Genomic DNA, 21,791 nt, shown 5'->3' with positions numbered 1-21,791 from the left:
CATAGGGACGGGGTAGGGCATCGCTCTGCCCCGTCCAAAACCGCATCTGACACACAAGAGGATAAGTGACATGGCCGACATTACTGCCGCTGCGGTGAAGGACCTGCGCGAGAAGAGCGGCGCGGGCATGATGGATTGCAAGAAGGCGTTGACCGAAGCCGGCGGCGACATGACCGCTGCGATGGACTGGCTGCGCGCCAAGGGCCTCGCTGCTGCCGCCAAGAAGTCCAGCCGCACCGCGGCCGAGGGCCTGATCGGCGTCGAAGTCGACGGCACGATCGGTGCAGCGGTCGAAGTCAATTCCGAGACCGATTTCGTTGCCAAGAACGAGCAGTTCCAGACGTTCGTCCGCGACGTGACGTCGGTCGCGCTGCGGCTCGGTGACGACATTGCCGTCATCAAGGCGGCATCGCTCGGCGAGAATACCGTCGAGGAGACGCTCACCAACAACATCGCGACGATCGGCGAGAACCAGAACCTGCGTCGCGCCAAGCGCCTCGAAGTCACGCAGGGCGCGGTGATCCCGTACATCCACAACCAGGCAGCGCAGGGCCTCGGCAAGATCGGCGTGCTCGTCGCGCTCGAGAGCGATGCCGGCTACGACGTGCTCGAGCCGCTCGGTAAGCAGATCGCGATGCACATCGCAGCCGCTTTCCCGCTCGCGCTCAACGAGGACGGTCTTGACCCCGAGATCGTCGCGCGCGAGCGGGCTATCGCGACCGAAAAGGCAGCTGAGAGCGGCAAGCCTGCCGACATCGTCGCCAAGATGGTCGATGGTGCGATCGCCAAGTACCGCAAGGAAAACGCGCTCGTCAGCCAGCTGCTGGTGATGGACGGCAAGACCAAGATCTCGGACGTCGTTGCCAATGCCGCAAAGGCAGCGGGCAAGTCGATCGAGCTCAAGGACTATGTCCGCTTCCAGCTGGGTGAGGGCATCGAGAAGGAAGCCACGGATTTCGCAGCGGAAGTCGCTGCGGCATCGGGCGTTCCCCAGCCGACCGCCTAAGCGTATCGCGCTCGACACCCGGTGGCCCGAGACGGCTGCCGGGTGTTGGACGTTGGCATGGGTGTGATGCACCCGTGCCGATCCGTTCGTTTCGAGCGACGTCGAGAATCCCCGCGCTGTGCCAGGTTTCTCGACTTCGCTCGAAACGAACGGGAGGGGTCGTTGATGGGACGCACCCGCCCGTCGGCCGGTGCCGACGACGACCCGGCGCAATCCCGCGATGGTTTCCGCTCCGCGCCGGCCGATCGACGCGTGAGTACAGTTTCCGCGCTTCCAATCGCTCCGCGCCCCCGATAAGGTCCGCGCGCCCCGTCTTCTTGCCGTTCGGATTGTCGTGCCAAACCCAAATTTCAAACGTATCCTCCTGAAACTGTCGGGCGAGGTCCTGATGGGCCCCGGCGGATTGTCGATTGATCCTGCGGTGACCGCGCGTGTCGCGGGCGAGATCGCGGATGCGCGATCCAAGGGGTTCGAGGTGTGCGTCGTCGTCGGGGGCGGCAACATCTTCCGCGGCCTCGCCGCCGCAGCCAAGGGCTTCGAGCGCGCGACCGCCGATTACATGGGGATGCTCGCGACCGTGATGAATGCGCTCGCGGTGCAGAATGCGCTCGAGCAGATCGGCGTCGACACGCGCGTCCAGTCCGCGATCCCGATGGCGAGCGTCTGCGAGCCGTTCATCCGCCGCCGCGCGGAGCGCCACCTCGAAAAGGGGCGCGTCGTGATCTTCGCGGCGGGCGTCGGCAGTCCTTATTTCACCACCGACAGCGGTGCCGCCTTGCGTGCCGCCGAGATGAAGTGCGACGCGCTGTTCAAGGGCACTTCGGTCGACGGTGTCTATGACGCCGACCCGAAGCTCGTCCCGACCGCCAAGCGCTACGACACGATCGGCTATGGCACCGTGCTCGCGAAGGACCTCAAGGTCATGGACGCGAGCGCGATCGCCCTGTGTCGTGACAACAATATCCCGATCGTCGTCTTCAACATCCGCGAGCCCGGCAATCTTGCCGCGGTGCTGCGGGGTGAAGGCGTATCCACGATCGTCCAGGCAGAGACAGGAGCATAATCATGGCAGCCTATGACAAGGCCGATCTCGAGCGCCGCATGGCGGGCAGCATCGAATCGTTGAAGGGCGACCTCAGCGGTCTGCGTACGGGGCGCGCGTCGACGTCGCTGCTCGATCCGGTGACGGTCGAAGTGTATGGCGCGCAGATGCCGCTCAACCAGGTTGCGACCGTCTCGGTCCCCGAGCCGCGGATGATCTCGGTCCAGGTGTGGGACAAGATGAACGTCGGTCCGTGCGACAAGGCGATCCGTTCGGCTGGGCTCGGGCTCAACCCGATCGTCGACGGCACCACCCTGCGTTTGCCAATCCCGGATCTGACCGAGGAGCGCCGCAAGGAACTTGCCAAGCTCGCCGGTAAGTACGCGGAAGATGCGCGCATTGCGGCGCGGAACGTGCGGCGTGACGGGATGGACAGCCTCAAGACCGACGAGAAGAAGGGCGTCTACAGTGAGGACGAGCGCAAGAAGCTCGAGACCGAAGTGCAGAAGCTGACCGACAAGACGATCGGCGAGATCGATGCCGCCGCAACCGCCAAGGAAAAGGAAATCCTGGGGAAGTGAGGCCGTTCGCCGCCCCGGCTGCCGATCGGGCGAGGACATTGGAATCGGGGACGCCGGATTCCGGCGTTGCCGTCCTCCCGCGTCACGTCGCGATCATCATGGACGGCAATGGCCGCTGGGCGAAGAAGCGGCACTTGCCGCGCGTCGCCGGGCACCGCCAGGGCGTCGAAGCCGTACGGCGCGTAGCGCGGGCGGCGCGGACGCTCGGCGTAGAGGTGCTGACGCTCTATGCGTTCTCGAGCGAGAATTGGCGTCGGCCCGAGGAAGAGGTGAGCGACCTGATGGGTTTGCTCCGCCTGTTCATCCGCAGTGACCTCGACGAGCTCGTCCGGGACAATGTCCGGCTGCGGGTGATTGGCGACTATCGCCGGTTCAGCGGCGACCTCGTGCAGCTGATCGATGATGCCGTGGCGCGGACGTCCGCCAATACCGGCCCGATCCTGGTGATCGCGCTCAATTATGGCGCGCAGGCCGAGATCGCTTCGGTTGCGCGTCGGCTGGCGGAGCAGGCGCGGGACGGGACGCTCGACCCCGCAACGATCGACGCGGACCTGTTCGAGCAGCAGCTCGAAACCCGGGATCTCCCGCCGCTCGACTTGCTGATCCGCACGTCGGGCGAAGTGCGGTTGTCCAATTTTCTGCTATGGCAGGCGGCTTACGCCGAATTGCTGTTTGTCGATACGCTATGGCCGGAGTTCGACGGCGACACGTTCGCACGCGCGATCGCGGCGTTCGGGCAGCGGCAACGGCGGTTCGGGGGCCTGTGAAGCCCGAACGTCCGCCGAAAAAAGCGTCGAACCTCGCCCTGCGGGCCATCGTCGGCGTGGCCCTGATTGCGGTCGCGATGCTATCCGTACTCGTTGGCGGTCTGGCATTCTGGCTGCTGTGTGTGGCGCTGGGCTTGGTTATGATGGCGGAATGGGCGGATCTGCACGCGACCCCGCCGCAGACGAAACGCCTGGCCCAATATGCGTTGTCGGTTCCGCTGGCGATCATGGCACCCACGCTCGGTGCCGGGCCCGGCTTTTTCGCGCTCGGACTGATCGCAGGTGCAGGGTTCTTCATCGTGATCGTCACCCGACGGCAGGGCCTTGCGCTCGGCGCGGCCTATGTCGGGTTGCCCGTCCTGGCCTTGTTGCTCATCCGCAGCCAGCCAGGCGGGATCGTGTTCACGCTATGGGCGCTGGCGCTGGTGTGGGCGTGCGATATCGGGGCCTATTTCGCTGGCCGGTTCTTCGGCGGACCAAAGCTCGCGCCCAGGATCAGCCCCAACAAGACATGGGCCGGGCTTGCCGGGGGCGTCCTGGCCGCTGGCGCATTGGCGGCGTTGCTCCACGTCGCATACGGCTTGCCGCTCCGCTTGACGCTGGCGACGCCTTTTCTGGCGGTGCTGGCGCAGATCGGTGATTTGTACGAAAGCTGGCTGAAGCGTCGCGCCGGCGTAAAGGACAGCGGGACGATCCTGCCGGGACATGGCGGTGTCCTCGACCGGCTGGACGGGCTCGTTCCGGTTGCGCCCATCGCCGCTTTTCTCGTGATTTTGCCGAAGGTTTATTGGTGGTGAAGACGATTACAATTCTGGGGGCGACGGGGTCCATCGGGACGTCGACCCTCGACCTGGTCGAGCGCGAGCCCGAACGGTTCCAGGTCCTCGCCCTGACGGCCAATTGCGACGTCGCGCGTCTGGCCGCTGCTGCCATCCGGACACGCGCACGGTTGGCCGTCGTTGCCGACGAGGCTTGCCTGCCGGACCTGCGACTGGCGCTTGCTGGGACCGATACGGTCTGCGCAGGCGGCAGGGCCGCAGTCATCGAGGCGGCGACGCTCGGCGCCGACATTACCATGGGGGCGATCGTCGGCTGTATCGGGCTCGAGCCGGTCATGGCGGCAATCGCGGGGGGGAAGACGATCATCCTCGCGAACAAGGAACCGCTTGTGTCCGCGGGAGACGTGGTGCTGGCGGCCGCCGCGAAATACGGCGCCACGCTGCTTCCGGCCGATTCCGAACATAATGCGATTTTCCAGTGTTTCGACGCCGCCCGGCCCGAACGGGTCCGCCGGATCATTCTTACGTGCAGCGGGGGTCCGTTCCGCACCTGGACGACCGAACAGATGCGCAGCGTGACGCCCGAACAGGCCGTCGCGCACCCGAACTGGTCGATGGGGGCGAAGATCTCGGTCGATTCGGCGACCCTGTTCAACAAGGGCCTCGAGCTGATCGAAGCGGCGCGCCTCTTTCCTGTGCCGCACGATGCGATCGAGATCGTCATCCATCCGCAATCGGTGATCCACTCGCTTGTCGACTATGTCGATGGATCGGTCCTGGCGCAGATGGGGCCGCCCGACATGCGTACGCCAATCGCGCACTGCCTTGCCTGGCCGGACCGGATGGCGACGCCGATGGCGCCGCTCGACCTGGTCGCGATCGGCAACCTCGACTTCCACGCCCCCGATCCCGACCGCTTCCCCGCGTTGCGGCTCACGCGGGAAGCGCTCGACGTGGGCGGCGCACGGCCGGCGATCCTCAATGCCGCCAACGAAGTCGCGGTTGCCGCCTTCCTCAACCGCGAGATCGGCTTCCTCGAAATTGCCGCAATCGTGGACGATACGCTGTCCGTCTATCATCCGGCCGCACCGGGAACGTTGGGCGACGTTCTTGCGGTCGATGCTGAAGCGCGCAGCATAGCGCGCCGGCAGGTGGGGTACCGCAACGGGGCGTTGATGAAGGATAGCGTCGTTTGAGCCAATCGCCCGGATTTCTGCTGACCATCCTGGCCTTCGCGCTGGTGATCGGTCCGCTCGTATTCCTGCATGAGTTGGGCCATTATCTCGCCGGGCGCATGTTCGGCGTGAAGATCGACGCGTTTTCGATCGGCTTTGGCAAGGAGCTCTTCGGCTGGACCGATCGCCGCGGAACGCGGTGGAAGTTCAGCGCCTTGCCACTGGGCGGTTATGTCAAATTCGCCGGCGACATGAATGCCGCGAGCGTTCCCGATCCAGCCTGGCTGGAACTTCCCGCAGCCGAGCGCGCGCGGACCTTGCAGGCGCGGCCCGTGTGGCAGCGCGCGATCGTCGTGGCGGCGGGGCCGGTCACGAACTTCCTCATTGCCATTCTCATTCTCGCCGGGTTCGCCATGAGCTACGGCGTCGACCGAACCCCGTCGGTGGTCGGGCTCGTCAGCCCCGGGAGCGCCGCGGCGAAGGCCGGGTTGCAGCCGGGCGACCGGATCACGGCGCTGAACGGTCGTGCGATCACGACCTTCAAGGATGTTTTCCAGTACACCGTGCTGCGTCCCGCCGAAGCGGTGCGGATCGATTTCATCCACGCTGGTCGTCCCGAAAGCTGCCAGGCGGTCCTTGGCGTCGCGACGGAGCGGGATCGCTTCGGGAACGAGTTCAAGAAGGGCCTGCTCGGTATCGGCCCGACCGCACCGGTCGCCGCGCGCGTGGGCATGCTCGAAGCGCCCGTCGTCGGGATCGAGATGACCGGGACGATCCTGCGAACCACCGTCGAGGGGCTGGGGCAGATCCTGTCTGGCCGTCGCTCGGTCGACGAACTCGGCGGGCCACTGCGCATTGCCAAGGCGTCCGGCGAGCAACTGACGCTGGGCTGGCCGGTGCTGATCTTCTTCATCGCTGGCGTTTCGATTAATCTGGGATTCATCAACCTGTTGCCAATCCCGTTGCTGGATGGCGGCCATTTGTTTTTCTACGCGATCGAGGCCGTCCAGCGGAAACCGGTTGCACCGTCGGTCCAGGAATGGGCTTTCCGCGGGGGATTGGCCGCAATACTGGCGTTGATGGTGATGGTGACGTTCAACGATCTTGGCGCATTCGGACTCTGGAAGACCCTCGCCGGGTTGATCGGTTGACGCAGGTGAGGCAGGGCGAGCCAGCGTTTTTGGGCACGCGAGTATTTTCTCCGATTTGGGGTGGGATGTGACAGCGATCAAGGTTTCAACTTTCGGAGCACGGGCCACCGCCGTGCTGCTGGCAGGCACGATGCTGTCCTGTCTGCCCGCCGAGGCCCAGACCACGCCGGCAGCCGGACGGTCGCCCGCCAAGGCCAGCGCGCGGGCCACGGCGTCTGCGCCGGTCGCGTCGCCCGTTGCGGCTGCGCCGGCCGTCACCCGCACGATCAAGACGATCCGCGTCGAGGGATCGCAGCGTCTCGAGCCCGAGACCGTGCTGTCCTACACCAAGTTGCGCACCGGTCAGGCGTTCACCAACGAGTCGCTCGATCAGGCGATCAAGGATCTCTACGCGAGCGACCTGTTCGCCGACGTCTCGATCGCAGGGGCCGAGACTGGCGACATCGTGTTGCGGATTCGTGAAAACCCGGTGATCAATCGTGTCATCTTCGAGGGCAACAAGCGGCTCAAGGAAGACAAGATCAAGAAGGAGGTGAAACTCGCCCCCCGCCAGATCTTCACGCGCACCGCGGTTCGTCAGGACGTCGCCCGCATCATCGAATTGTATCGCCGCCAAGGCCGCTTCGCCGCGGTGGTCGAGCCCAAGATGGTCAACCTCGACCAGAACCGGGTCGACGTGATCTTCGAAGTGAGCGAAGGGCCGAAATCCAAGGTTCGCCAGATCAACATTCTGGGCAACGAGGAATTCTCGGACAACAAGCTGCGCGAGCAGATGGCGACCAAGCAGGCGCGCCTGACGACGTTGCTGAGTTCGAACACGAGCTACGACCAGGATCGCTTGGCGTATGACCAGCAGAAGCTGCGCCAGTTCTACCTGACCGAAGGCTATGCCGACTTCAAGGTGACGTCCGCCGTCGCCGAACTGACGCCCGACAAGAAGGACTTCATCATCACCTACGTGGTGGAGGAGGGGAAGCGCTACAAGTTCGGCGACGTCACCGTCGACAGCGACATCCGCGACTTCGACAACAAGAAGCTCGCCGCCAGCCTCGGGATCAACAAGGGCGACTGGTACAACGCCAAGAAGGTCGAGACCGCGGTCGATTCGCTGAGCGAGGCGGCCGGCGCCTTCGGCTATGCCTTTACCGAGGTGAACCCGGACTTCCAGCGTGACAAGGACACGCTGACGATGGGTATCAACTTCCACATCGCCGAAGCGAAACGATCCTATGTCGAGCGCATCGACATCAACGGCAATACGCAGACGCAGGACAAGATCATCCGCCGCGAGATCCGTCTGGCGGAAGGCGATGCGTTCAGCAGCTTCCAGGTCAAGCGCTCGCAGGATCGCATCAATTCGCTCGGCTTCTTCCAGGACAAGTTCGAGATCAAGCAGACGCAGGGCTCGTCCCCCGATCGCGTCGTGCTGACCGCGAACGTCGAGGAAAAGTCGACCGGCGAGCTGTCGCTTTCGGCAGGTTTCTCGAGTCTCGAAAAGTTCATCATTCAGGCCTCGATCCGCCAGCGCAACTTCCGCGGCAAGGGCCAGGAACTGCGCGCAAGCGTCAATTATTCGACCTATTCCAAGTCGGTCGAGCTGGGGTTCACCGAACCCTATCTGTTCGACAAGAACATCGCGGTCGGCGGCGATATCTTCCGCCGCGACTACAATGCGTTCAACTATCTGGGCAACACGCGACAGACGACCTACACGCAGGTGTCGACCGGCTTCCAGCTGCGCGCGGGTATCCCGCTGACGGAATATTGGCAGCTCGCCGGCCGCTATGGTCTGTCCTACGATCAGGTCGGGCTCGATCAGGCGACGTATTTCACCAACGGCCAGTGCGACAACCTGCTCGCCGGCCGGTACCTTTGCGAAGCCATCGGCAACCGCTGGACATCGTCGGTCGGTTATTCCTTGTTGTACGACAGCCTCAACAGCCGGCTGCGCCCGACGGCCGGGCAGCGCTTCATCTTCAGCCAGGACTTCGCCGGCCTCGGCGGGGACGTGAAGTACATCCGCACCAAGATCGAAGGGTCGAAATTCGTCAACGTCGGCAGCGGGTTCATCGCCTCGCTGAACGTCGAGGGCGGCTATATCAAGTCGCTGGAGAAGAGCCGGGGGGCAGGGATCGATTCGGTCCGCATCACCGACCGCTTTTATCTCGGCGAGCCGGACTTCCGCGGGTTCGACATTCGCGGCGTGGGGCCGCGTATTCAGCGCATTCCCTATGTGACCGACGCCGCGGGCAACCAGACGCTGGTCACCGACCGGACGCAGATCGTGGACGACGCGCTCGGTGGGCGCGCCTATTACCTGGGCAAGCTCGAGCTGGAAATCCCGCTCGGCGCAGGTGCGCGCGAACTCGGCTTGCGGCCATCGATCTACGTGCAGGCAGGCGCGTTGTTCGGCATCACGCGGCCGTTGCCGACGGCGACCTTCCCGACCGCGGTCGACCCGGTCACCGGCCGAACGGTGGTTCAGTCGCTCAACCGTCCGGTCCTGGCGACCAATGGTCAGCCTTATTACGTCGTGCCGGCGACGGACGGGAACAACCCATCGGCAAGCACCACCTGCACGGTCGGCTATTCGGCGACGGTCGGCGGACCGTGCAGCGGGACGTCGGTCAACACCCCGCTGTCGGGGCAGCCAATCTCTCCGTTCCTCGAACGCTTCGTCGGTGACTCGCCACGTCCGCGCATTTCCGTCGGTACTGGCGTAAACTGGAACTCGCCGTTCGGGCCGTTGCGCATCGATCTCGCTTACGCCCTGCTCAAGGACAAGGGCGACGATAGTAAACTTGTAACATTCAATGTGGGGACACAATTCTGATGAAGACCACCTATTCCATGCTGCTCGGTTGTGTCGGGCTGTCGCTCGCGGGTGCTGCTCAGGCGCAGGTCGGCGGTATCGCGATCGCCGATCCCGAGACCGTCATCCTGACGGCAAAGGCGCTCGACGCAGCGAACACGTCGATCGCAACGACCTACAAGGCGCAGCTCGACCAGGCGACCGCGCGTGCACAGGCGCTCCAGGCCCAGCTCAACACGCTGTATGCCCCGCTCGATCTCAACAAGGACAAGCAGTTGTCCGACGACGAGATCCAGAAGGCGCAGGCAGCCAAAAACCCGGCGCTCGCCCAGATCGAAACCGCGCAGCGCACCGGTCAGGCCGACGTCGCGCGGCTTCGTGGTCCGGCAACGCTGGCCCAAGCATATGCGATCGAACAGATTTCGCAGAAATATGCCGCTGCCATGCAGGCAGTTGTCGCCTCCAAGAAGCTGAGCCTGTTGCTCTCGGCCGGTAGCGTCCAGTTCAGCACGCCTGCCGTCGATGTCACCGACGACATCAAGGCCGAGCTCGATCGCACGAACCCGACGGTTGCGTTCACGCCACCGGCTGGTTGGCAGCCGAGCCAGCAGACCCAGCAGCTGCTCCAGCAGTATCAGCAGCTTGCCTATATCTCGGCAATGCAGCGTCAGCGCGCCGCTGGTGGTGCTGCCGCTGCGCCGGCTGCGGGCGCCAAGGCACCGCAGGGTCGCTGAGCGTCTGATGGCGGACGGTGAAGGCGAAGGCCGCGGCGCAATGGGCCCGCTCGATATCGGGCGGGTCATGGCGGCGTTGCCGCATCGATACCCGATGCTGTTGGTGGACCGGGTCGAGGAGTGCATCCTCGACCGGTCGATCAGCGCCATCAAGGCGGTGACGATCAACGAGCAATTCTTCCAGGGGCATTTCCCTGGACGGCCGATCATGCCGGGCGTGCTGATCGTAGAGGCGATGGCGCAGGCGGCGGGGATCCTTGCGGTCGAATCGCTCGGTCTCGCCGGATCGGGCAAGCTGGTGTATTTCATGGCGATCGACGGGGCGAAGTTCCGCAAGCCGGTCGAGCCCGGCGTGCTGCTCAAGCTCGAGGTTGCGTTCGTCCAGAAGCGTTCGAGCGTCTGCAAGTTCGCGGGACGCGCGACGATCGACGGCCAACTCGCTGCGGAGGCGAACTTCACCGCGATGATCGCCGACCCGCCCAAGTGATCCTCTGATGGACGGGTTGACCTGGTTCGGCCTGTTCGCGGTTTCGGCAATGTTGCTGTGCTACGCGCTGGAAGACCGCTCGCCCTGGTGGGTGCTGGGTTTTTCCGGCGCGTGCCTGCTTGGATCGACCTACGGCTTCCTGCAGGGCGCGTGGCCGTTCGGTCTGGTGGAGGCGATCTGGTCCGTGGTCGCGCTGCGGCGGTGGTGGACGATACGCTGAGCGTTCGCGAGCGCCATCGAATTGCCTCTGCCGTCGGCAGCGATGATCGAAAGCCTTCGTCTGTCCGCGTGGTAGAGTTGCACTTGGGGCCCGGCTCTGATAGGGGCCGCGCCTTCGCTTGCTGGTCGGAAACCAGCGGCTTTTCGGAGAATTCAGTCGTGAAGAAGAACATCCATCCCGATTATCACACCATCACGGTGCAGATGACCGACGGCACGCAGTTCCAGACCCGTACCACCTGGGGCAAGGAAGGCGACCTGATGACGCTCGACATCGATCCGCTCGCGCATCCGGCCTGGACCGGCGGGCGTGGCACGATGCTCGACGCAGGCGGCCAGGTTGCCCGCTTCAACAAGCGGTTCGGCGCGATGTCTTCCATCGGCAAGAAGTAAGACGGTTTGGGGCGGCGTCGGATCGGCGCCGCCCAAGTCTTTGACTATTTCCCGCAGCCGACGTGCGGTCACGACGGTATGCGGTGTCGTTTGTCGTCGCGTATCCATCCGTTCGACCATGACGGTCCGGCTTGGTTCGTGGGTACACCACCCCTGAAAACGCTAGCTGCACCGATCGTCCTACCCTAAGCAGCCCACATATGTTGCTCCGCTGTTGCGGAAGATTGTGAACCGATCGATTGGTCGTCCTTATCGCTTGAGACCGGGTTTTGTGGGTTTTTTATAAAAGCGCCTGGTCGTTCGACTAGGATAAGCGCGGTAGCAAACTTGTGAGCATATGGACGGCCATGCGGCAAATGGGACATCCCGGCAGGCCCTCACAGGCTAAGCCGTCGCCGATCCGCGAACTGATCGGCGTCCAATATGTGCGTGGCCTCGCGGCCTTCCTTGTTGTCTTGTATCATCTGCAACCGCAATTGCAGCACCTCGGCTATACGGCCGGGTTCGGCACGGGTCTGGCCGGTGGCGTCGATGCCTTTTTCGTGATCAGCGGATTGATCATGTGGATCACGACCTGTGATCGCCCCAATTCTCCAACCAAGTTCCTGAATCATCGCCTGGTCCGGATCGTTCCTTTGTACTGGATCGCGACCACGATCATGGTTGCGGTAATGGCCATTGCCCCGGCTGTCCTGCAGACTGGACGGTTCGACTTGAACCATGTTGTGGCATCCTACGCCTTCATCGCATGGCCGCATCCTTCGACCGGGTTGATGGAACCTGTCGTGATCCCTGGCTGGACACTCAATTACGAGATTTTCTTCTATCTTGTGTTCAGCGGGTTATTGTTGATCGGTCGATCGTATCGCCTTGTTGTCGCTGCCCTCGTCTTCAGTGCTCTTCCAATCATCGGGCTGATTGCGGGCGTTGGACCGCTTCGCGGGACGCTGTTTGACAGGCAAATCGAGTTTTACACGTCGTCGATCATGTTGGAATTTTTCTCGGGCATGCTGCTCGGAGAGTTTTATGCTCGAACGCGCATGCTGCAATCGATCGGGCCGCGTTACGGATTGGGTATCGCGGTGGTCGGGCTGATCCTGCTGGTGGTCGGCGCCGACACGTTTCCGGAATTTCCGCGTGTAGTCAGCAGAGGTATCCCCGCGTTTCTGCTCGTGACCGGTGCGCTGGCCTGCGATACGGCAGGGGGCGTTCGCCGACACTGGCTACCGCTGCTGGCCGGAAACGCGTCCTATTCGCTCTATCTCATGCACCCGTTCGTCTTGTCCGCGATGAGCCAGTTATGGCGCAAGCTCGAATGGAGTACGTCGATCCCGGCATTGTGGCTGTTCTCGTCGGTATCGATCGCCCTTTGCCTGGTCGTCGCGGCCTTGTCCTTCCAACTTGTCGAAGCGCCCCTGATCGCGTTTTTCCGCAGTCGCCGGACGTGAGATCGTGAACCGGACGGTCGCGACACTGGCGGAAGAGGTGGGATTCGAACCCACGGTGAGCTTGCACCCACGGCGGTTTTCAAGACCGCTGCCTTAAACCACTCGGCCACTCTTCCGTTCGCCCCCGCTTAGCCAGCGTCTGGCGATTTGTGCAAGTCCTACCGGCTTTGGGGCTTCATGCGCTTGGCCCGCTGTGCCAAGGTTCCGGTCATGCGGGGTAACAGCAAAACTTGGCGTCGGATCACGCGCGGCATCGCCGCGGTCCTCGTCTGCGTATCGATGGGCGGGGCTGCACATGCGCAGGACGACGCCGGCTTCCAGACCTATCTGGCAACCCTGCGGACGCTGGCCGAGACACGCGGAGTCAGCCGGGCGACGCTGGATGCAGTGATCCCGTCGCTGACGCTCAACCCGCGCGTGATCGAGCTCGACCGGCAGCAGCCCGGCGGTCCCGCGATCGCGGCGATCCCGAATTTCGCACCGTACAAGGCACAGCATGTCGGGAGCGCGATCATCGCGCGCGGGCAGGCGGCCTATCTGTCCGAACGCGGACGCTTGCAGCGGATCGAGCAACAGACCGGCGTGCCCGAATCGATCATGGTCGCGATCTGGGGGCACGAGACCAGCTATGGCCGGGTGATGGGCGGGTTCGACCTTCCCCGCGCGCTGGCGACGCTTGCCTATGAGGGGCGTCGGCGCGACCTGTTCGCGGACGAATTCATCGCGACGCTGCAGATGATGGACCGCGGCGTGCCGCGATCGCAGCTGGTCGGAAGCTGGGCCGGCGCGACCGGCGGGCCGCAGTTCCTGCCTTCCGTGTATCTTCGCCTCGCCCGCGATGGCGACGGGGACGGGCGCGCGGATATCTGGACGAGCAGCGCGGATACGCTGGCGTCGATCGGCAATTACTTTTCCAATGCAGGCTGGCGCCCCGGCGAACCCTGGGGGTTTGCCGTATCCGTGCCGATGACGTTCGACCGGAACCAGATCGCCACCCGCCTGGTGTCGCCGCGTTGCCCGCGCGTGTTCCAGCGGCAGAGCGCCTGGAAGACGATGGCCGAATGGCGTGCGCTCGGGGTCGTGCCGCAGACCCGGTCCTGGCCGGGGGACCGAGTCCTGGCGACGCTGATCGAGCCGGACGGGCAGGGGCAAACCGCCTATCTGCTGACCGGCAATTATCGCGTCATCCTCGATTATAATTGCTCCAATTTCTACGCGCTGTCGGTGGGTCTGCTCGCCGACGCGGTCGAGCGGTGAGATGAGCCTGGGGGGCTCGCTATTGCTCCTCTCGCTGGCGGCGACGCCGCTGGCGGGGCAGGTGGATGCCCCGCCAGCCGGGGCGGGACCTCGCGCGACCTCAGGCGCACGTGCGCCGGATGCGGTTTGCTATGCGACGATCATGACGCCGTTACCGGAGGGGCCGCTCGGGCCGGTCATGATTGCGGTGACATTCCCTCCGCTGCCGGCCGGAAGCTTCGTCGAACTGACCGCGCTCGATAGCGGACGCACGATTGTCGCACAGGTGCTTGGCGGCCCGGCGGATGGAGCCGTGGTTGGTCTGTCGCCGGGCGCGGCGCGGCAATTGGGGGTTGGCGATCATGGGCCCGTGCGGGTCCGCCCGGTCACCCTGTCGGTCGCGGATCGCGAAGCCCTGTTGACTGGCAAGAGCGTCGCGCCGCGCCTCGACGCCCCGCCGGCGTTGCTTGCGGCCCTGCGGCGCAAGCTCCCCGAAGGTCCTGCCGCTTCGGCGCCTGGCAATTCATCGGCAACGGCCGCTGCACGGGGCGCTCCGTCGCCGGCCGTGCGTCCGAGGGTTGCCAGCACCGGCACGGCTCCAAAGGCCGCGTCCATCCGGGGCAGCTGGACGGTACAGGTCGTGGCGCTTTCCTCCGGCGCGCGTGCGGCTACGTTGGCACGCACGCTGGGTGGGAAGGTTTTAGCAAGCGGTGGGCTGTACCGCGTCCAGCTTGGGCCCTATGCCGATCCACAATCCGCCAAGCGCGCGCGTGACGGCATCGCCCGGGCTGGCTATGGCGACGCCCGCATTCTCCATTCAAACTAGAAGAACGAGAGCCAACATCATGTCATCCCGCCGGAACTGGATCGCCGCCACCGCCATCGTCGCCATTGCTGCGACGACGCCTGCGATCGCCAAGCCCGATTTCCAGACGCCGGCCCCGGTCGCCTATCTCCAGGACTTGTCCTCCGGCGCGGTCCTGTATTCCAAGGATGCCGACCGCCGCATGCCGCCTGCATCGATGGCGAAGATGATGACGGTCTATGTCGCGTTCGAGATGGTCAAGTCGGGCGAACTCAAGCTCAACCAGACCTTCCACGTCCAGCCCGAGACATGGCGCAAGTGGCATAGCCAGGGGTCGACGATGTTCCTGTCGTCGGGCGAGGACGTTAGCGTCGAGAACCTGCTCAAGGGTATCGTCACGCTGTCGGGGAACGATGCCTGCGTCGTGCTGGCCGAAGGCATTTCGGGCACCGAGCAGACCTTCACCGAGCGGATGAACCGGGCAGCCACGAAGCTCGGGCTGACCAACAGCCACTTCGGCACGTCGAACGGTTGGCCCGATGCCGGCGTGACTTACGTCACGGCGCGCGATCTGGCCAAGCTGGCAGGCGCGACGATCCAGGATCACCCGGATCTCTACAAGCGCTTCTACTCGCTTCCGAGCTTTACCTGGGGCAAGACCCTGGGCGGACAGAAGCCGATCGACCAGGCCAATCGCGACCCGTTGCTGGGCCGGGTGCAGGGCGCCGACGGGCTCAAGACGGGCCATACCGAGGAAGCCGGCTTCGGCTTCACCGGATCCGCGCAGCAAAACGGGCGTCGCCTGGTGATGGTGATGGCGGGTCTCGGGAGTTCCGGGCAGCGTGCCGATGAATCGGTCAAGTTCATCAACTGGGGCTTCCGCGCCTGGCAGGCCAAGCAGATCGCGCCCAAGGGGAAGCAGATCGAGACCGCCGAAGTCCAGCTCGGCAGTGCGCGGACCGTGGGCCTGGTCGCGCCGAACGACCTGACCGCTACGCTTCCCGCAGGCGTGGCTGCCGACATGACGCTCAAGGTCGTTTATGACGGCCCGATCAAGGCGCCGATCAAGGCGGGGCAGCATATTGCCGATCTCGTCGTTTCGACCCCCGACATGCCGCAGCAGCGGCTCCCGCTCGTAGCGGCGACCGACGTGGCCGAAGCCGGCTTCTTCGGACGCGCCTGGGCGGGGTTGATGAGCCTGTTCGGCGGCTGATCGCGTGTCGGTGACCGGACGGTTCCTCTCGCTCGAGGGCGGGGAGGGGGCAGGCAAGTCGACGCAGGCGCGCCTGCTCGTCGCCGCGCTCGCCGACCGCGGGATCGATGCGCTGATCACGCGCGAGCCCGGCGGGAGCGAGGGCGCGGAAGCGATCCGGCGGCTGTTGATGGAAGGCAGCGTCGGTCGGTGGAGCGCGCATAGCGAAGCGCTGCTGTTCGCCGCGGCGCGGGCCGACCATGTCGAAAAGACGATCCGCCCGGCGATCGGTGCTGGTCGATGGGTGATCTGTGACCGCTATCTCGACAGCAGCCGCGCGTATCAGGGGCTGGCCGGGGGAATCGATGATGCCGCTATCCTCGCGCTGCACGGGTTCGGTGCGCGCGGATTGTTGCCCGACCGGACCTTCGTGCTCGAACTGAGCCCTGAGGAAGGCCGCGCCCGCGCTGCGGTACGGGACGGCGCCGCCGCCGACCGGTTCGCGGCGCGCGGCGACGCGTTCCACGCCGACGTCGCGACCGCGTTCCGGCGCTTCGCCGCGGCCGAACCCGACCGGTTTCGCGTCATCGATGCCGCAGCAGAAATCGGCGTCGTGTCGGCCGCGCTCCTCGCCGACCTCGCCGACCTGCTGCCGTGACTCTGCCGATCGGCAATCACGCGGCGCATGCGGCGTTTGCGGCGGCGATGCGCAGCGGCGCCTTGCACCACGCCTGGCTGTTCGCCGGCCCGGAGGGGATCGGCAAGGCCAGCTTCGCGCGTGCCGCGGCGATCCGGATGCTTGCCGAGGGTGCGGGGGCCGATCTTGCGCCGGGGTTCGACGTGCCCGAGACGGATCGCACGCGGACGCTGATCGCTGCGGGTTCGCACCCCGACTATCGCGAGCTGACGCGCCAGCCCAAGGAAGGCGACAAGACCGGGCTCGATCTCGCGCGGAGCATTCCGATCGCGCAGGTTCGCGCGCTGGGGCCGATGTTCGCGACCAGGCCGTCGATGTCGGATCGCCGGGTCGTCATCATCGACGCGGTCGACGATCTGGAACGCCCGGGCGCATCCAACGCGCTGCTCAAGAGCCTCGAGGAACCGCCGCAAGGCACGATCTTCCTGCTTGTCAGCCATGCCCCGGGGCGGCTGCTCCCGACGATCCGGTCGCGCTGTCGGTTGCTGCGCTTCGACCCGCTCGACGACGCGGCGTTGACGACGGTGTTGGGGGAAGCCTTGCCGAAGGCGGACGACGCGGAAATCGCGGCGTTGCGGCGCGTGGCGCAAGGCTCGCCCGGCCGCGCCTTGGGGTTTGCGGGGCTCGATCTCGCTGCGCTCGACCAGGCGCTCACTGCGATCGCGCGGGACGGGGACCGCACCAACGCGCGCCGTGGCAAGCTCGCCAAGGCGCTGGCGCTCAAGGCGGCACAGGCGCGCTACGAGGCGTTTCTCGACCGGGCGCCCGCCTTCATCGCGGCGGAGGCACCGTTGCGGACGGGGCAGCGCTTGCGGACCGCGCTCGAAAGTTACGACGCCGCGCGCGCCCTGGCGGCGAGCGCGCGCGCGCTGACGCTCGATGCGCAAGCAACCGTGTACGAAATGGCCGGGATCGTCGCACGGCTCGCTGCCTGAGGCCTTCAATTCGCCGGTTGGTTGCTCTAGGAGGCGGCCATGGCCGACCCTTTTTATATCACCACCGCAATCAGCTACCCCAATGGCCGCCCGCATATCGGGCACGCCTATGAAGCGATCGCGACCGATGCGATCGCGCGTTACCAGCGCCAGCTTGGGCGCGAGGTCCGGTTCCAGACCGGGACCGACGAGCATGGGCTCAAGATGGTCCAGGAAGCGCGCAAGCGCGACCTGACGCCGCGCGCGTTGGCCGACGAAATGAGCAGCTATTTCAAGCAGATGGCAGACGCGCTTGAAATCTCCTACGATCGTTTCATCCGCACCAGCGATGCCGATCATTATCGTGCAAGCCAGGCGATCTGGCAGGCGATGGAGGCGGCAGGCGACCTGTATCTCGACCGCTACGAGGGCTGGTATTCGGTCCGCGACGAGGCATTTTACGACGAGAAGGAGCTGGTCGACGGGGAAGGGGGCGCCAAGCTCTCGCCGCAGGGTACTCCCGTCGAATGGACCGCGGAGGAAACCTGGTTCTTCCGCCTGTCCAAATACCAGCAGCCGCTGCTCGATTTCTTCGCCGCCAACCCCGACTTCATCCGCCCCGAGGCGCGCCGCAACGAAATCCTGCGCTTCGTCGAGGGCGGCCTGTCCGACCTTTCTGTCTCGCGTACCAGCTTCGACTGGGGCGTGCCGGTGCCGGGCAGTCCGGGGCACGTCATGTACGTCTGGGTCGATGCGCTGACCAATTATCTGACCGGCGTCGGCTATCCCGATGACGTCGAACTGTACGAGACGTTCTGGCCGGCGCAGTTGCATATTATCGGCAAGGATATCGTGCGTTTTCATGCCGTTTACTGGCCGGCTTTCCTGATGAGTGCGAACATACCACTGCCGCGCGCGGTGTTCGGACACGGCTTCCTGCTCAACCGCGGGGAAAAGATGTCGAAGTCGCTTGGCAACGTCACCGATCCAATGGCGCTGGTCGATCATTTCGGGGTGGATGCGCTACGCTATTTCCTGTTGCGCGAAGTCAGCTTCGGGCAGGATGGCAGCTATTCCGCCGAAGCGATCGTCACGCGGTGCAACGCGGACCTCGCCAACAATCTCGGCAATCTCGCGCAGCGCTGCCTGTCGATCATCGCCAAGGCCTGTAACGGTGTCGTCCCGGCGGCGGGCGCGGCAACCGAAGCAGAGACCACGCTCGCAACGAGCGTGGCGGCAGCGGAGCAGGGGTTGCACGATGCGATGCACGATCTGGCGCTGCATAACGCGCTCGACGCGGTGTGGTCGGCAGCGCGCGATGCCAATCAGTATTTTGCGGACCAGGCGCCGTGGAGCGTGCGCAAGACCGATCCGGCCCGCGCCGATACGATCCTCTATCATGCCGCCGACGCGATCCGGCGGATCGCGATTCTTGCGCGCTGGGCGATCCCGGGCGGCGCGGACAAATTGCTCGACCTGCTGGGCCAGTCGGCGGACGCTCGCGGTTTCGCGGCGCTCGGGCATCCGCTTGCGGCGGGGCTGGCGCTGCCAGCGCCCAGCGGGGTGTTTCCCCGGCTCGAAGCGCCCGTGGAGGCTTGACGATGTTCGCCGACAGCCATTGCCACCTGAACTACAAGGGCCTGGCGGAGCAGCAGCCCGAGATCCTCGCGCGCGCACGCGGGCGGGGGGTCGAGGCGATGCTCAACATCGCGACGCGCGAAAGCGAATGGGACGCCGTGCTCGCGACGGCAGAGCGCGAGCCCGACGTCTGGGCGACGGTCGGAATCCATCCGCATGAAGCCGACCAGCATCCCGATGTCGGGACCGCCCGGCTGATCGAGCGGGCGCAGCATCCGCGCGTCGTCGGGATCGGCGAGAGCGGTCTCGACTATTTCTACGACCATAGCGATCGCGATCGCCAGCAGGCGAGCTTCCGCGCGCACCTCGCGGCGTGCCGCGCAACGCAACTGCCGATCGTCGTCCACACGCGCGATGCCGAGGCGGATACGGCGCGCATCCTGCGCGAAGAGCTGGAGCAGGGGGCCTTTCCCGGGGTCATTCACTGTTTCACGGCGAGCGGTGCGTTTGCCGACATCGCGCTCGATCTCGGATTCTACATCTCGATTTCCGGCATCGTGACGTTCAAAAACGCCAAGGACCTGCAGGAAACCGCCGCCCGATTGCCGCTCGACCGATTACTGATCGAAACCGACGCACCGTTCCTGGCGCCAGTCCCGCATCGCGGGAAGACGGGCGAACCGGCGTTTGTCGCCGACACGGCTGCATTCCTGGCGGATCTGCGCGGCGAGCCGCTGGAAACGCTGGCGCATGCCACGCGCGCCAACTTCCATACGCTGTTCGCGAAGACGCGCGGATGAGAGTGCGGATCCTTGGGTCCGGAACGTCGTCCGGCGTTCCGCGGATTGGCAATGACTGGGGCGAATGCGACCCTGCGAACCCGAAAAACCGCCGGACGCGGGCTTCGGTGCTGATCGAGACCGCAACGACCCGCATTCTGGTCGATACCGGCCCCGACATGCGCGAACAGTTGCTTTCGGCGGGCGTCGCGACGGTCGACGCCGTCATCTGGACGCATGATCATGCCGACCATACCCACGGCATCGACGATTTGCGGCAGGTCTATCATGCGCTCGGCAGCCCCGTTCGCGGCATCGCACGGCCTGCGCTGGAAACACGGCTGAAGGATCGGTTCGGGTATATTTTCCAAGGACTGAACGGCTATCCCAAGGTCGCGTCGCTCGAATCACTGCCCGACGAGATCCGGATCGGGGACATCGACGTGCGCGTCGCCGACCAGCCGCACGGCAGCATCCAGTCGGCCGGCCTGCGATTCGAGGGCGAAGGCGGCGTGATCGGTTATGCGACCGATCTCAGCGGCATGACGGAGGATATGGTCGTCTTGTACAGCGGTCTCGACATATGGGTGGTGGATGCGCTCCGCAAACGGCCGCATCCATCGCACCCGGACCTTGCAACGGCATTGCATTGGATCGCGACACTGCAGCCAAGACGGGCGGCGTTGACCCATATGGATCAGACCATGGATTATGCGACCTTGCTGGGTGAGCTGCCGGAGAATGTAGAGCCGGGCTATGATGGCCTGGTGCTGGACGCGTGAACGCCTTCGTCACGGCGCTGGTACTGATCCTGCCGATCGCGGCTCTTGCGTCGCGGCGCCTGCCAGCACGGACGGTGATCAAGCTGGCGCTGGTATGGACGGCAATCTTCGGTGGCTTATTGGGGATCGTTTGGCTCTGGCAGCACGCGGACAACATTACTATTTAACATAATGTGTATTATCGGTCTGACGGATAATTGGTGGTGGAAATTGGCATTTGCCAAACAGTCCGTCGCCGGATCGCTTCCGCCCCCGTGGCTGCCGTCTCCTCAAGCCCGCTTTTGTCGACGGCCTGGTCATGGCATGAAAAGGCTTCTTTGCCCGTTAGGTGTTTTTTCGAAATGGTCCACGATGTCTACCGCTCGATGCCCCTGAGCGACGCGCCGGCTGCGTTCGCGGGCGAAGCGCAATGATCGACCGTCTGGTTGCCATCATGGCGCGGTTGCGCGATCCGGATACCGGCTGCGCATGGGACATCGCCCAGGGATTTGAAAGCATAGCGCCCTACACGATCGAGGAAGCCTATGAAGTGGCGGACGCGATCGCCCGGCGCGATATGCCCGAACTCAAGGACGAGCTCGGGGACCTTCTGTTACAAGTCGTGTTCCATTCCCGCATCGCCGAGGAAGCGGGATATTTTGCGCTGCCCGATGTCGTCGCCGCGGTCAGCGACAAGATGGAACGTCGCCACCCGCACATCTTCGGCGACGGAGGCACTGGCGGTTCCGCAGCATGGGAGCAGATCAAGGCCTCCGAACGCGCGGACAAGGGAAGCGTAGGAGCGCTGGACGGGGTTGCCATCGGCCTCCCCGCGCTCCTCCGCGCCGACAAGCTCCAGCGCCGTGCGGCACGGACAGGGTTCGACTGGCCTGATGCCAACGGCCCCCGGGCCAAGATCGACGAAGAGATTGCGGAGGTGGAATCCGCCGCATCGGCGGATGCGATCGAGGACGAGATCGGGGACTTGCTGTTCTCCGTCGTCAACTGGGCGCGCAAACTGGGCGTCGATCCCGAAGCGGCGCTCCGGCGGGCGAATGGCAAATTCGAGCGCCGTTTCAGCGCTATGGAACGGGAAGCTGGGCCCGCGTTCAAAGGTCTGACCCTCGCCGAAATGGAAGCGTCCTGGCAACGCGTCAAACGGACCGAGGACTAGCGGCCCGCACGCACCGGCCTGCCTCCGTCCGCAGACGTATCGCGCGTTCGCAGCAGCAAGC

The 21,791-nt window shown here is 64.9% G+C and carries 23 protein-coding genes and 1 tRNA gene; 23 read left to right on the top strand and 1 reads right to left on the bottom strand.

Annotated features, from left to right (window positions below; all coding sequences use genetic code 11):
- Nucleotides 1-70 precede the first annotated feature (70 nt).
- From tsf to L8K25_RS11440, 13 genes are all read left to right on the top strand, one after another.
- Nucleotides 71-1,006 carry a translation elongation factor Ts gene (tsf, locus tag L8K25_RS11500; protein WP_242139044.1) on the top strand — a complete coding sequence of 312 codons (936 nt, stop codon included), beginning with the start codon at nt 71-73 and terminating at the stop codon, nt 1,004-1,006.
- 334 nt (nt 1,007-1,340) lie between these two features.
- Nucleotides 1,341-2,069, top strand: a complete 729-nt coding sequence (gene pyrH, locus L8K25_RS11495) for a UMP kinase (RefSeq protein ID WP_347272068.1) — start codon at nt 1,341-1,343, stop codon at nt 2,067-2,069.
- A 2-nt stretch (nt 2,070-2,071) separates the two neighbouring features.
- Complete coding sequence (frr, locus tag L8K25_RS11490; RefSeq protein WP_010163691.1) at nt 2,072-2,629, top strand: ribosome recycling factor; 558 nt, start codon at nt 2,072-2,074, stop codon at nt 2,627-2,629.
- Between the two features lie 38 nt (nt 2,630-2,667).
- Entirely contained in the window at nt 2,668-3,396 is a 729-nt protein-coding gene (locus L8K25_RS11485; protein ID WP_277923306.1) for an isoprenyl transferase, read from the top strand.
- Nucleotides 3,393-4,193, top strand: a complete 801-nt coding sequence (locus L8K25_RS11480; protein WP_347341152.1) for a phosphatidate cytidylyltransferase — start codon at nt 3,393-3,395, stop codon at nt 4,191-4,193. The genes L8K25_RS11485 and L8K25_RS11480 overlap by 4 nt, the downstream gene beginning before the upstream one ends.
- The gene (locus L8K25_RS11475; RefSeq protein WP_242139043.1) at nt 4,190-5,371 is read left to right on the top strand and encodes a 1-deoxy-D-xylulose-5-phosphate reductoisomerase; all 1,182 of its coding nucleotides are present in this window, start codon (nt 4,190-4,192) and stop codon (nt 5,369-5,371) included. The genes L8K25_RS11480 and L8K25_RS11475 overlap by 4 nt, the downstream gene beginning before the upstream one ends.
- Complete coding sequence (locus tag L8K25_RS11470; RefSeq protein ID WP_242139042.1) at nt 5,368-6,501, top strand: M50 family metallopeptidase; 1,134 nt, start codon at nt 5,368-5,370, stop codon at nt 6,499-6,501. The genes L8K25_RS11475 and L8K25_RS11470 overlap by 4 nt, the downstream gene beginning before the upstream one ends.
- Nucleotides 6,502-6,568: 67 nt before the next feature.
- Nucleotides 6,569-9,334, top strand: a complete 2,766-nt coding sequence (gene bamA, locus L8K25_RS11465; RefSeq protein ID WP_242139041.1) for an outer membrane protein assembly factor BamA — start codon at nt 6,569-6,571, stop codon at nt 9,332-9,334.
- On the top strand, nt 9,334-10,047 hold the full coding sequence (locus tag L8K25_RS11460) for an OmpH family outer membrane protein (RefSeq protein ID WP_242139040.1): 714 nt from the start codon (nt 9,334-9,336) through the stop codon (nt 10,045-10,047). Before bamA ends, L8K25_RS11460 begins: the two co-directional genes overlap by 1 nt.
- Nucleotides 10,048-10,054: 7 nt before the next feature.
- The gene (gene fabZ, locus L8K25_RS11455; RefSeq protein ID WP_242139039.1) at nt 10,055-10,534 is read left to right on the top strand and encodes a 3-hydroxyacyl-ACP dehydratase FabZ; all 480 of its coding nucleotides are present in this window, start codon (nt 10,055-10,057) and stop codon (nt 10,532-10,534) included.
- A gap of 7 nt (nt 10,535-10,541) precedes the next feature.
- Nucleotides 10,542-10,754 (top strand): hypothetical protein, encoded by a 213-nt coding sequence (locus tag L8K25_RS11450; protein WP_242139038.1) that lies wholly within the window; start codon nt 10,542-10,544, stop codon nt 10,752-10,754.
- A gap of 158 nt (nt 10,755-10,912) precedes the next feature.
- A complete protein-coding gene (gene rpmE, locus L8K25_RS11445) occupies nt 10,913-11,146 on the top strand; it encodes a 50S ribosomal protein L31 (RefSeq protein ID WP_010163703.1) in 234 nt (77 codons plus the stop codon).
- Nucleotides 11,147-11,502: 356 nt separating this feature from the next.
- A complete protein-coding gene (locus tag L8K25_RS11440; protein WP_242139037.1) occupies nt 11,503-12,594 on the top strand; it encodes an acyltransferase in 1,092 nt (363 codons plus the stop codon).
- A 26-nt stretch (nt 12,595-12,620) separates the two neighbouring features.
- On the opposite strand, the gene L8K25_RS11435 is transcribed toward L8K25_RS11440, so the two are convergent.
- Nucleotides 12,621-12,710: transfer RNA gene (locus tag L8K25_RS11435), tRNA-Ser, on the bottom strand.
- A 163-nt stretch (nt 12,711-12,873) separates the two neighbouring features.
- Between L8K25_RS11435 and L8K25_RS11430 the strand changes: the two genes are divergently transcribed.
- From L8K25_RS11430 to mazG, 10 genes are all read left to right on the top strand, one after another.
- Nucleotides 12,874-13,851 (top strand): lytic murein transglycosylase, encoded by a 978-nt coding sequence (locus L8K25_RS11430; protein ID WP_242139270.1) that lies wholly within the window; start codon nt 12,874-12,876, stop codon nt 13,849-13,851.
- Between the two features lies 1 nt (nt 13,852).
- A complete protein-coding gene (locus L8K25_RS11425) occupies nt 13,853-14,656 on the top strand; it encodes an SPOR domain-containing protein (protein ID WP_242139036.1) in 804 nt (267 codons plus the stop codon).
- Nucleotides 14,657-14,675: 19 nt separating this feature from the next.
- On the top strand, nt 14,676-15,848 hold the full coding sequence (locus L8K25_RS11420) for a D-alanyl-D-alanine carboxypeptidase family protein (protein ID WP_242139035.1): 1,173 nt from the start codon (nt 14,676-14,678) through the stop codon (nt 15,846-15,848).
- Nucleotides 15,849-15,852: 4 nt separating this feature from the next.
- Nucleotides 15,853-16,485, top strand: a complete 633-nt coding sequence (gene tmk / locus L8K25_RS11415; RefSeq protein WP_242139034.1) for a dTMP kinase — start codon at nt 15,853-15,855, stop codon at nt 16,483-16,485.
- Complete coding sequence (locus L8K25_RS11410; protein ID WP_242139033.1) at nt 16,482-17,459, top strand: DNA polymerase III subunit delta'; 978 nt, start codon at nt 16,482-16,484, stop codon at nt 17,457-17,459. The genes tmk and L8K25_RS11410 overlap by 4 nt, the downstream gene beginning before the upstream one ends.
- 39 nt (nt 17,460-17,498) lie before the next feature.
- Nucleotides 17,499-19,037, top strand: a complete 1,539-nt coding sequence (metG, locus tag L8K25_RS11405) for a methionine--tRNA ligase (RefSeq protein ID WP_242139032.1) — start codon at nt 17,499-17,501, stop codon at nt 19,035-19,037.
- Nucleotides 19,038-19,039: 2 nt separating this feature from the next.
- Nucleotides 19,040-19,816: a TatD family hydrolase gene (locus tag L8K25_RS11400; protein ID WP_242139031.1), complete on the top strand. Its 777-nt coding sequence runs from the start codon at nt 19,040-19,042 to the stop codon at nt 19,814-19,816.
- Nucleotides 19,813-20,577: an MBL fold metallo-hydrolase gene (locus tag L8K25_RS11395; protein ID WP_242139030.1), complete on the top strand. Its 765-nt coding sequence runs from the start codon at nt 19,813-19,815 to the stop codon at nt 20,575-20,577. Before L8K25_RS11400 ends, L8K25_RS11395 begins: the two co-directional genes overlap by 4 nt.
- A complete protein-coding gene (locus L8K25_RS11390) occupies nt 20,574-20,744 on the top strand; it encodes a hypothetical protein (protein WP_242139029.1) in 171 nt (56 codons plus the stop codon). Before L8K25_RS11395 ends, L8K25_RS11390 begins: the two co-directional genes overlap by 4 nt.
- 242 nt (nt 20,745-20,986) lie before the next feature.
- Nucleotides 20,987-21,730 carry a nucleoside triphosphate pyrophosphohydrolase gene (mazG, locus tag L8K25_RS11385; protein ID WP_242139028.1) on the top strand — a complete coding sequence of 248 codons (744 nt, stop codon included), beginning with the start codon at nt 20,987-20,989 and terminating at the stop codon, nt 21,728-21,730.
- Nucleotides 21,731-21,791: the final 61 nt, after the last annotated feature.

The organism is Sphingomonas sp. TREG-RG-20F-R18-01 (assembly GCF_022662475.1).
Taxonomy (GTDB): Bacteria; Pseudomonadota; Alphaproteobacteria; order Sphingomonadales; family Sphingomonadaceae; genus Sphingomonas.
Note: the sequence above shows the minus strand (reverse complement) of the source record. Positions and strands in the feature narration are given on the sequence as shown.

Excerpts from the sequence above, each read along its gene's own strand:
- tsf (WP_242139044.1), top strand. The coding sequence starts at position 71 with ATGGCCGACATTACTGCCGCTGCGGTGAAGGACCTGCGCGAGAAGAGC.
- mazG (WP_242139028.1), top strand. The coding sequence starts at position 20,987 with ATGATCGACCGTCTGGTTGCCATCATGGCGCGGTTGCGCGATCCGGAT.
- L8K25_RS11440 (WP_242139037.1), top strand. The coding sequence starts at position 11,503 with ATGGGACATCCCGGCAGGCCCTCACAGGCTAAGCCGTCGCCGATCCGC.
- L8K25_RS11400 (WP_242139031.1), top strand. The coding sequence starts at position 19,040 with ATGTTCGCCGACAGCCATTGCCACCTGAACTACAAGGGCCTGGCGGAG.
- metG (WP_242139032.1), top strand. The coding sequence starts at position 17,499 with ATGGCCGACCCTTTTTATATCACCACCGCAATCAGCTACCCCAATGGC.
- L8K25_RS11395 (WP_242139030.1), top strand. The coding sequence starts at position 19,813 with ATGAGAGTGCGGATCCTTGGGTCCGGAACGTCGTCCGGCGTTCCGCGG.
- L8K25_RS11425 (WP_242139036.1), top strand. The coding sequence starts at position 13,853 with ATGAGCCTGGGGGGCTCGCTATTGCTCCTCTCGCTGGCGGCGACGCCG.
- L8K25_RS11430 (WP_242139270.1), top strand. The coding sequence starts at position 12,874 with ATGGGCGGGGCTGCACATGCGCAGGACGACGCCGGCTTCCAGACCTAT.
- L8K25_RS11450 (WP_242139038.1), top strand. The coding sequence starts at position 10,542 with ATGGACGGGTTGACCTGGTTCGGCCTGTTCGCGGTTTCGGCAATGTTG.
- L8K25_RS11460 (WP_242139040.1), top strand. The coding sequence starts at position 9,334 with ATGAAGACCACCTATTCCATGCTGCTCGGTTGTGTCGGGCTGTCGCTC.
- fabZ (WP_242139039.1), top strand. The coding sequence starts at position 10,055 with ATGGCGGACGGTGAAGGCGAAGGCCGCGGCGCAATGGGCCCGCTCGAT.
- frr (WP_010163691.1), top strand. The coding sequence starts at position 2,072 with ATGGCAGCCTATGACAAGGCCGATCTCGAGCGCCGCATGGCGGGCAGC.
- L8K25_RS11420 (WP_242139035.1), top strand. The coding sequence starts at position 14,676 with ATGTCATCCCGCCGGAACTGGATCGCCGCCACCGCCATCGTCGCCATT.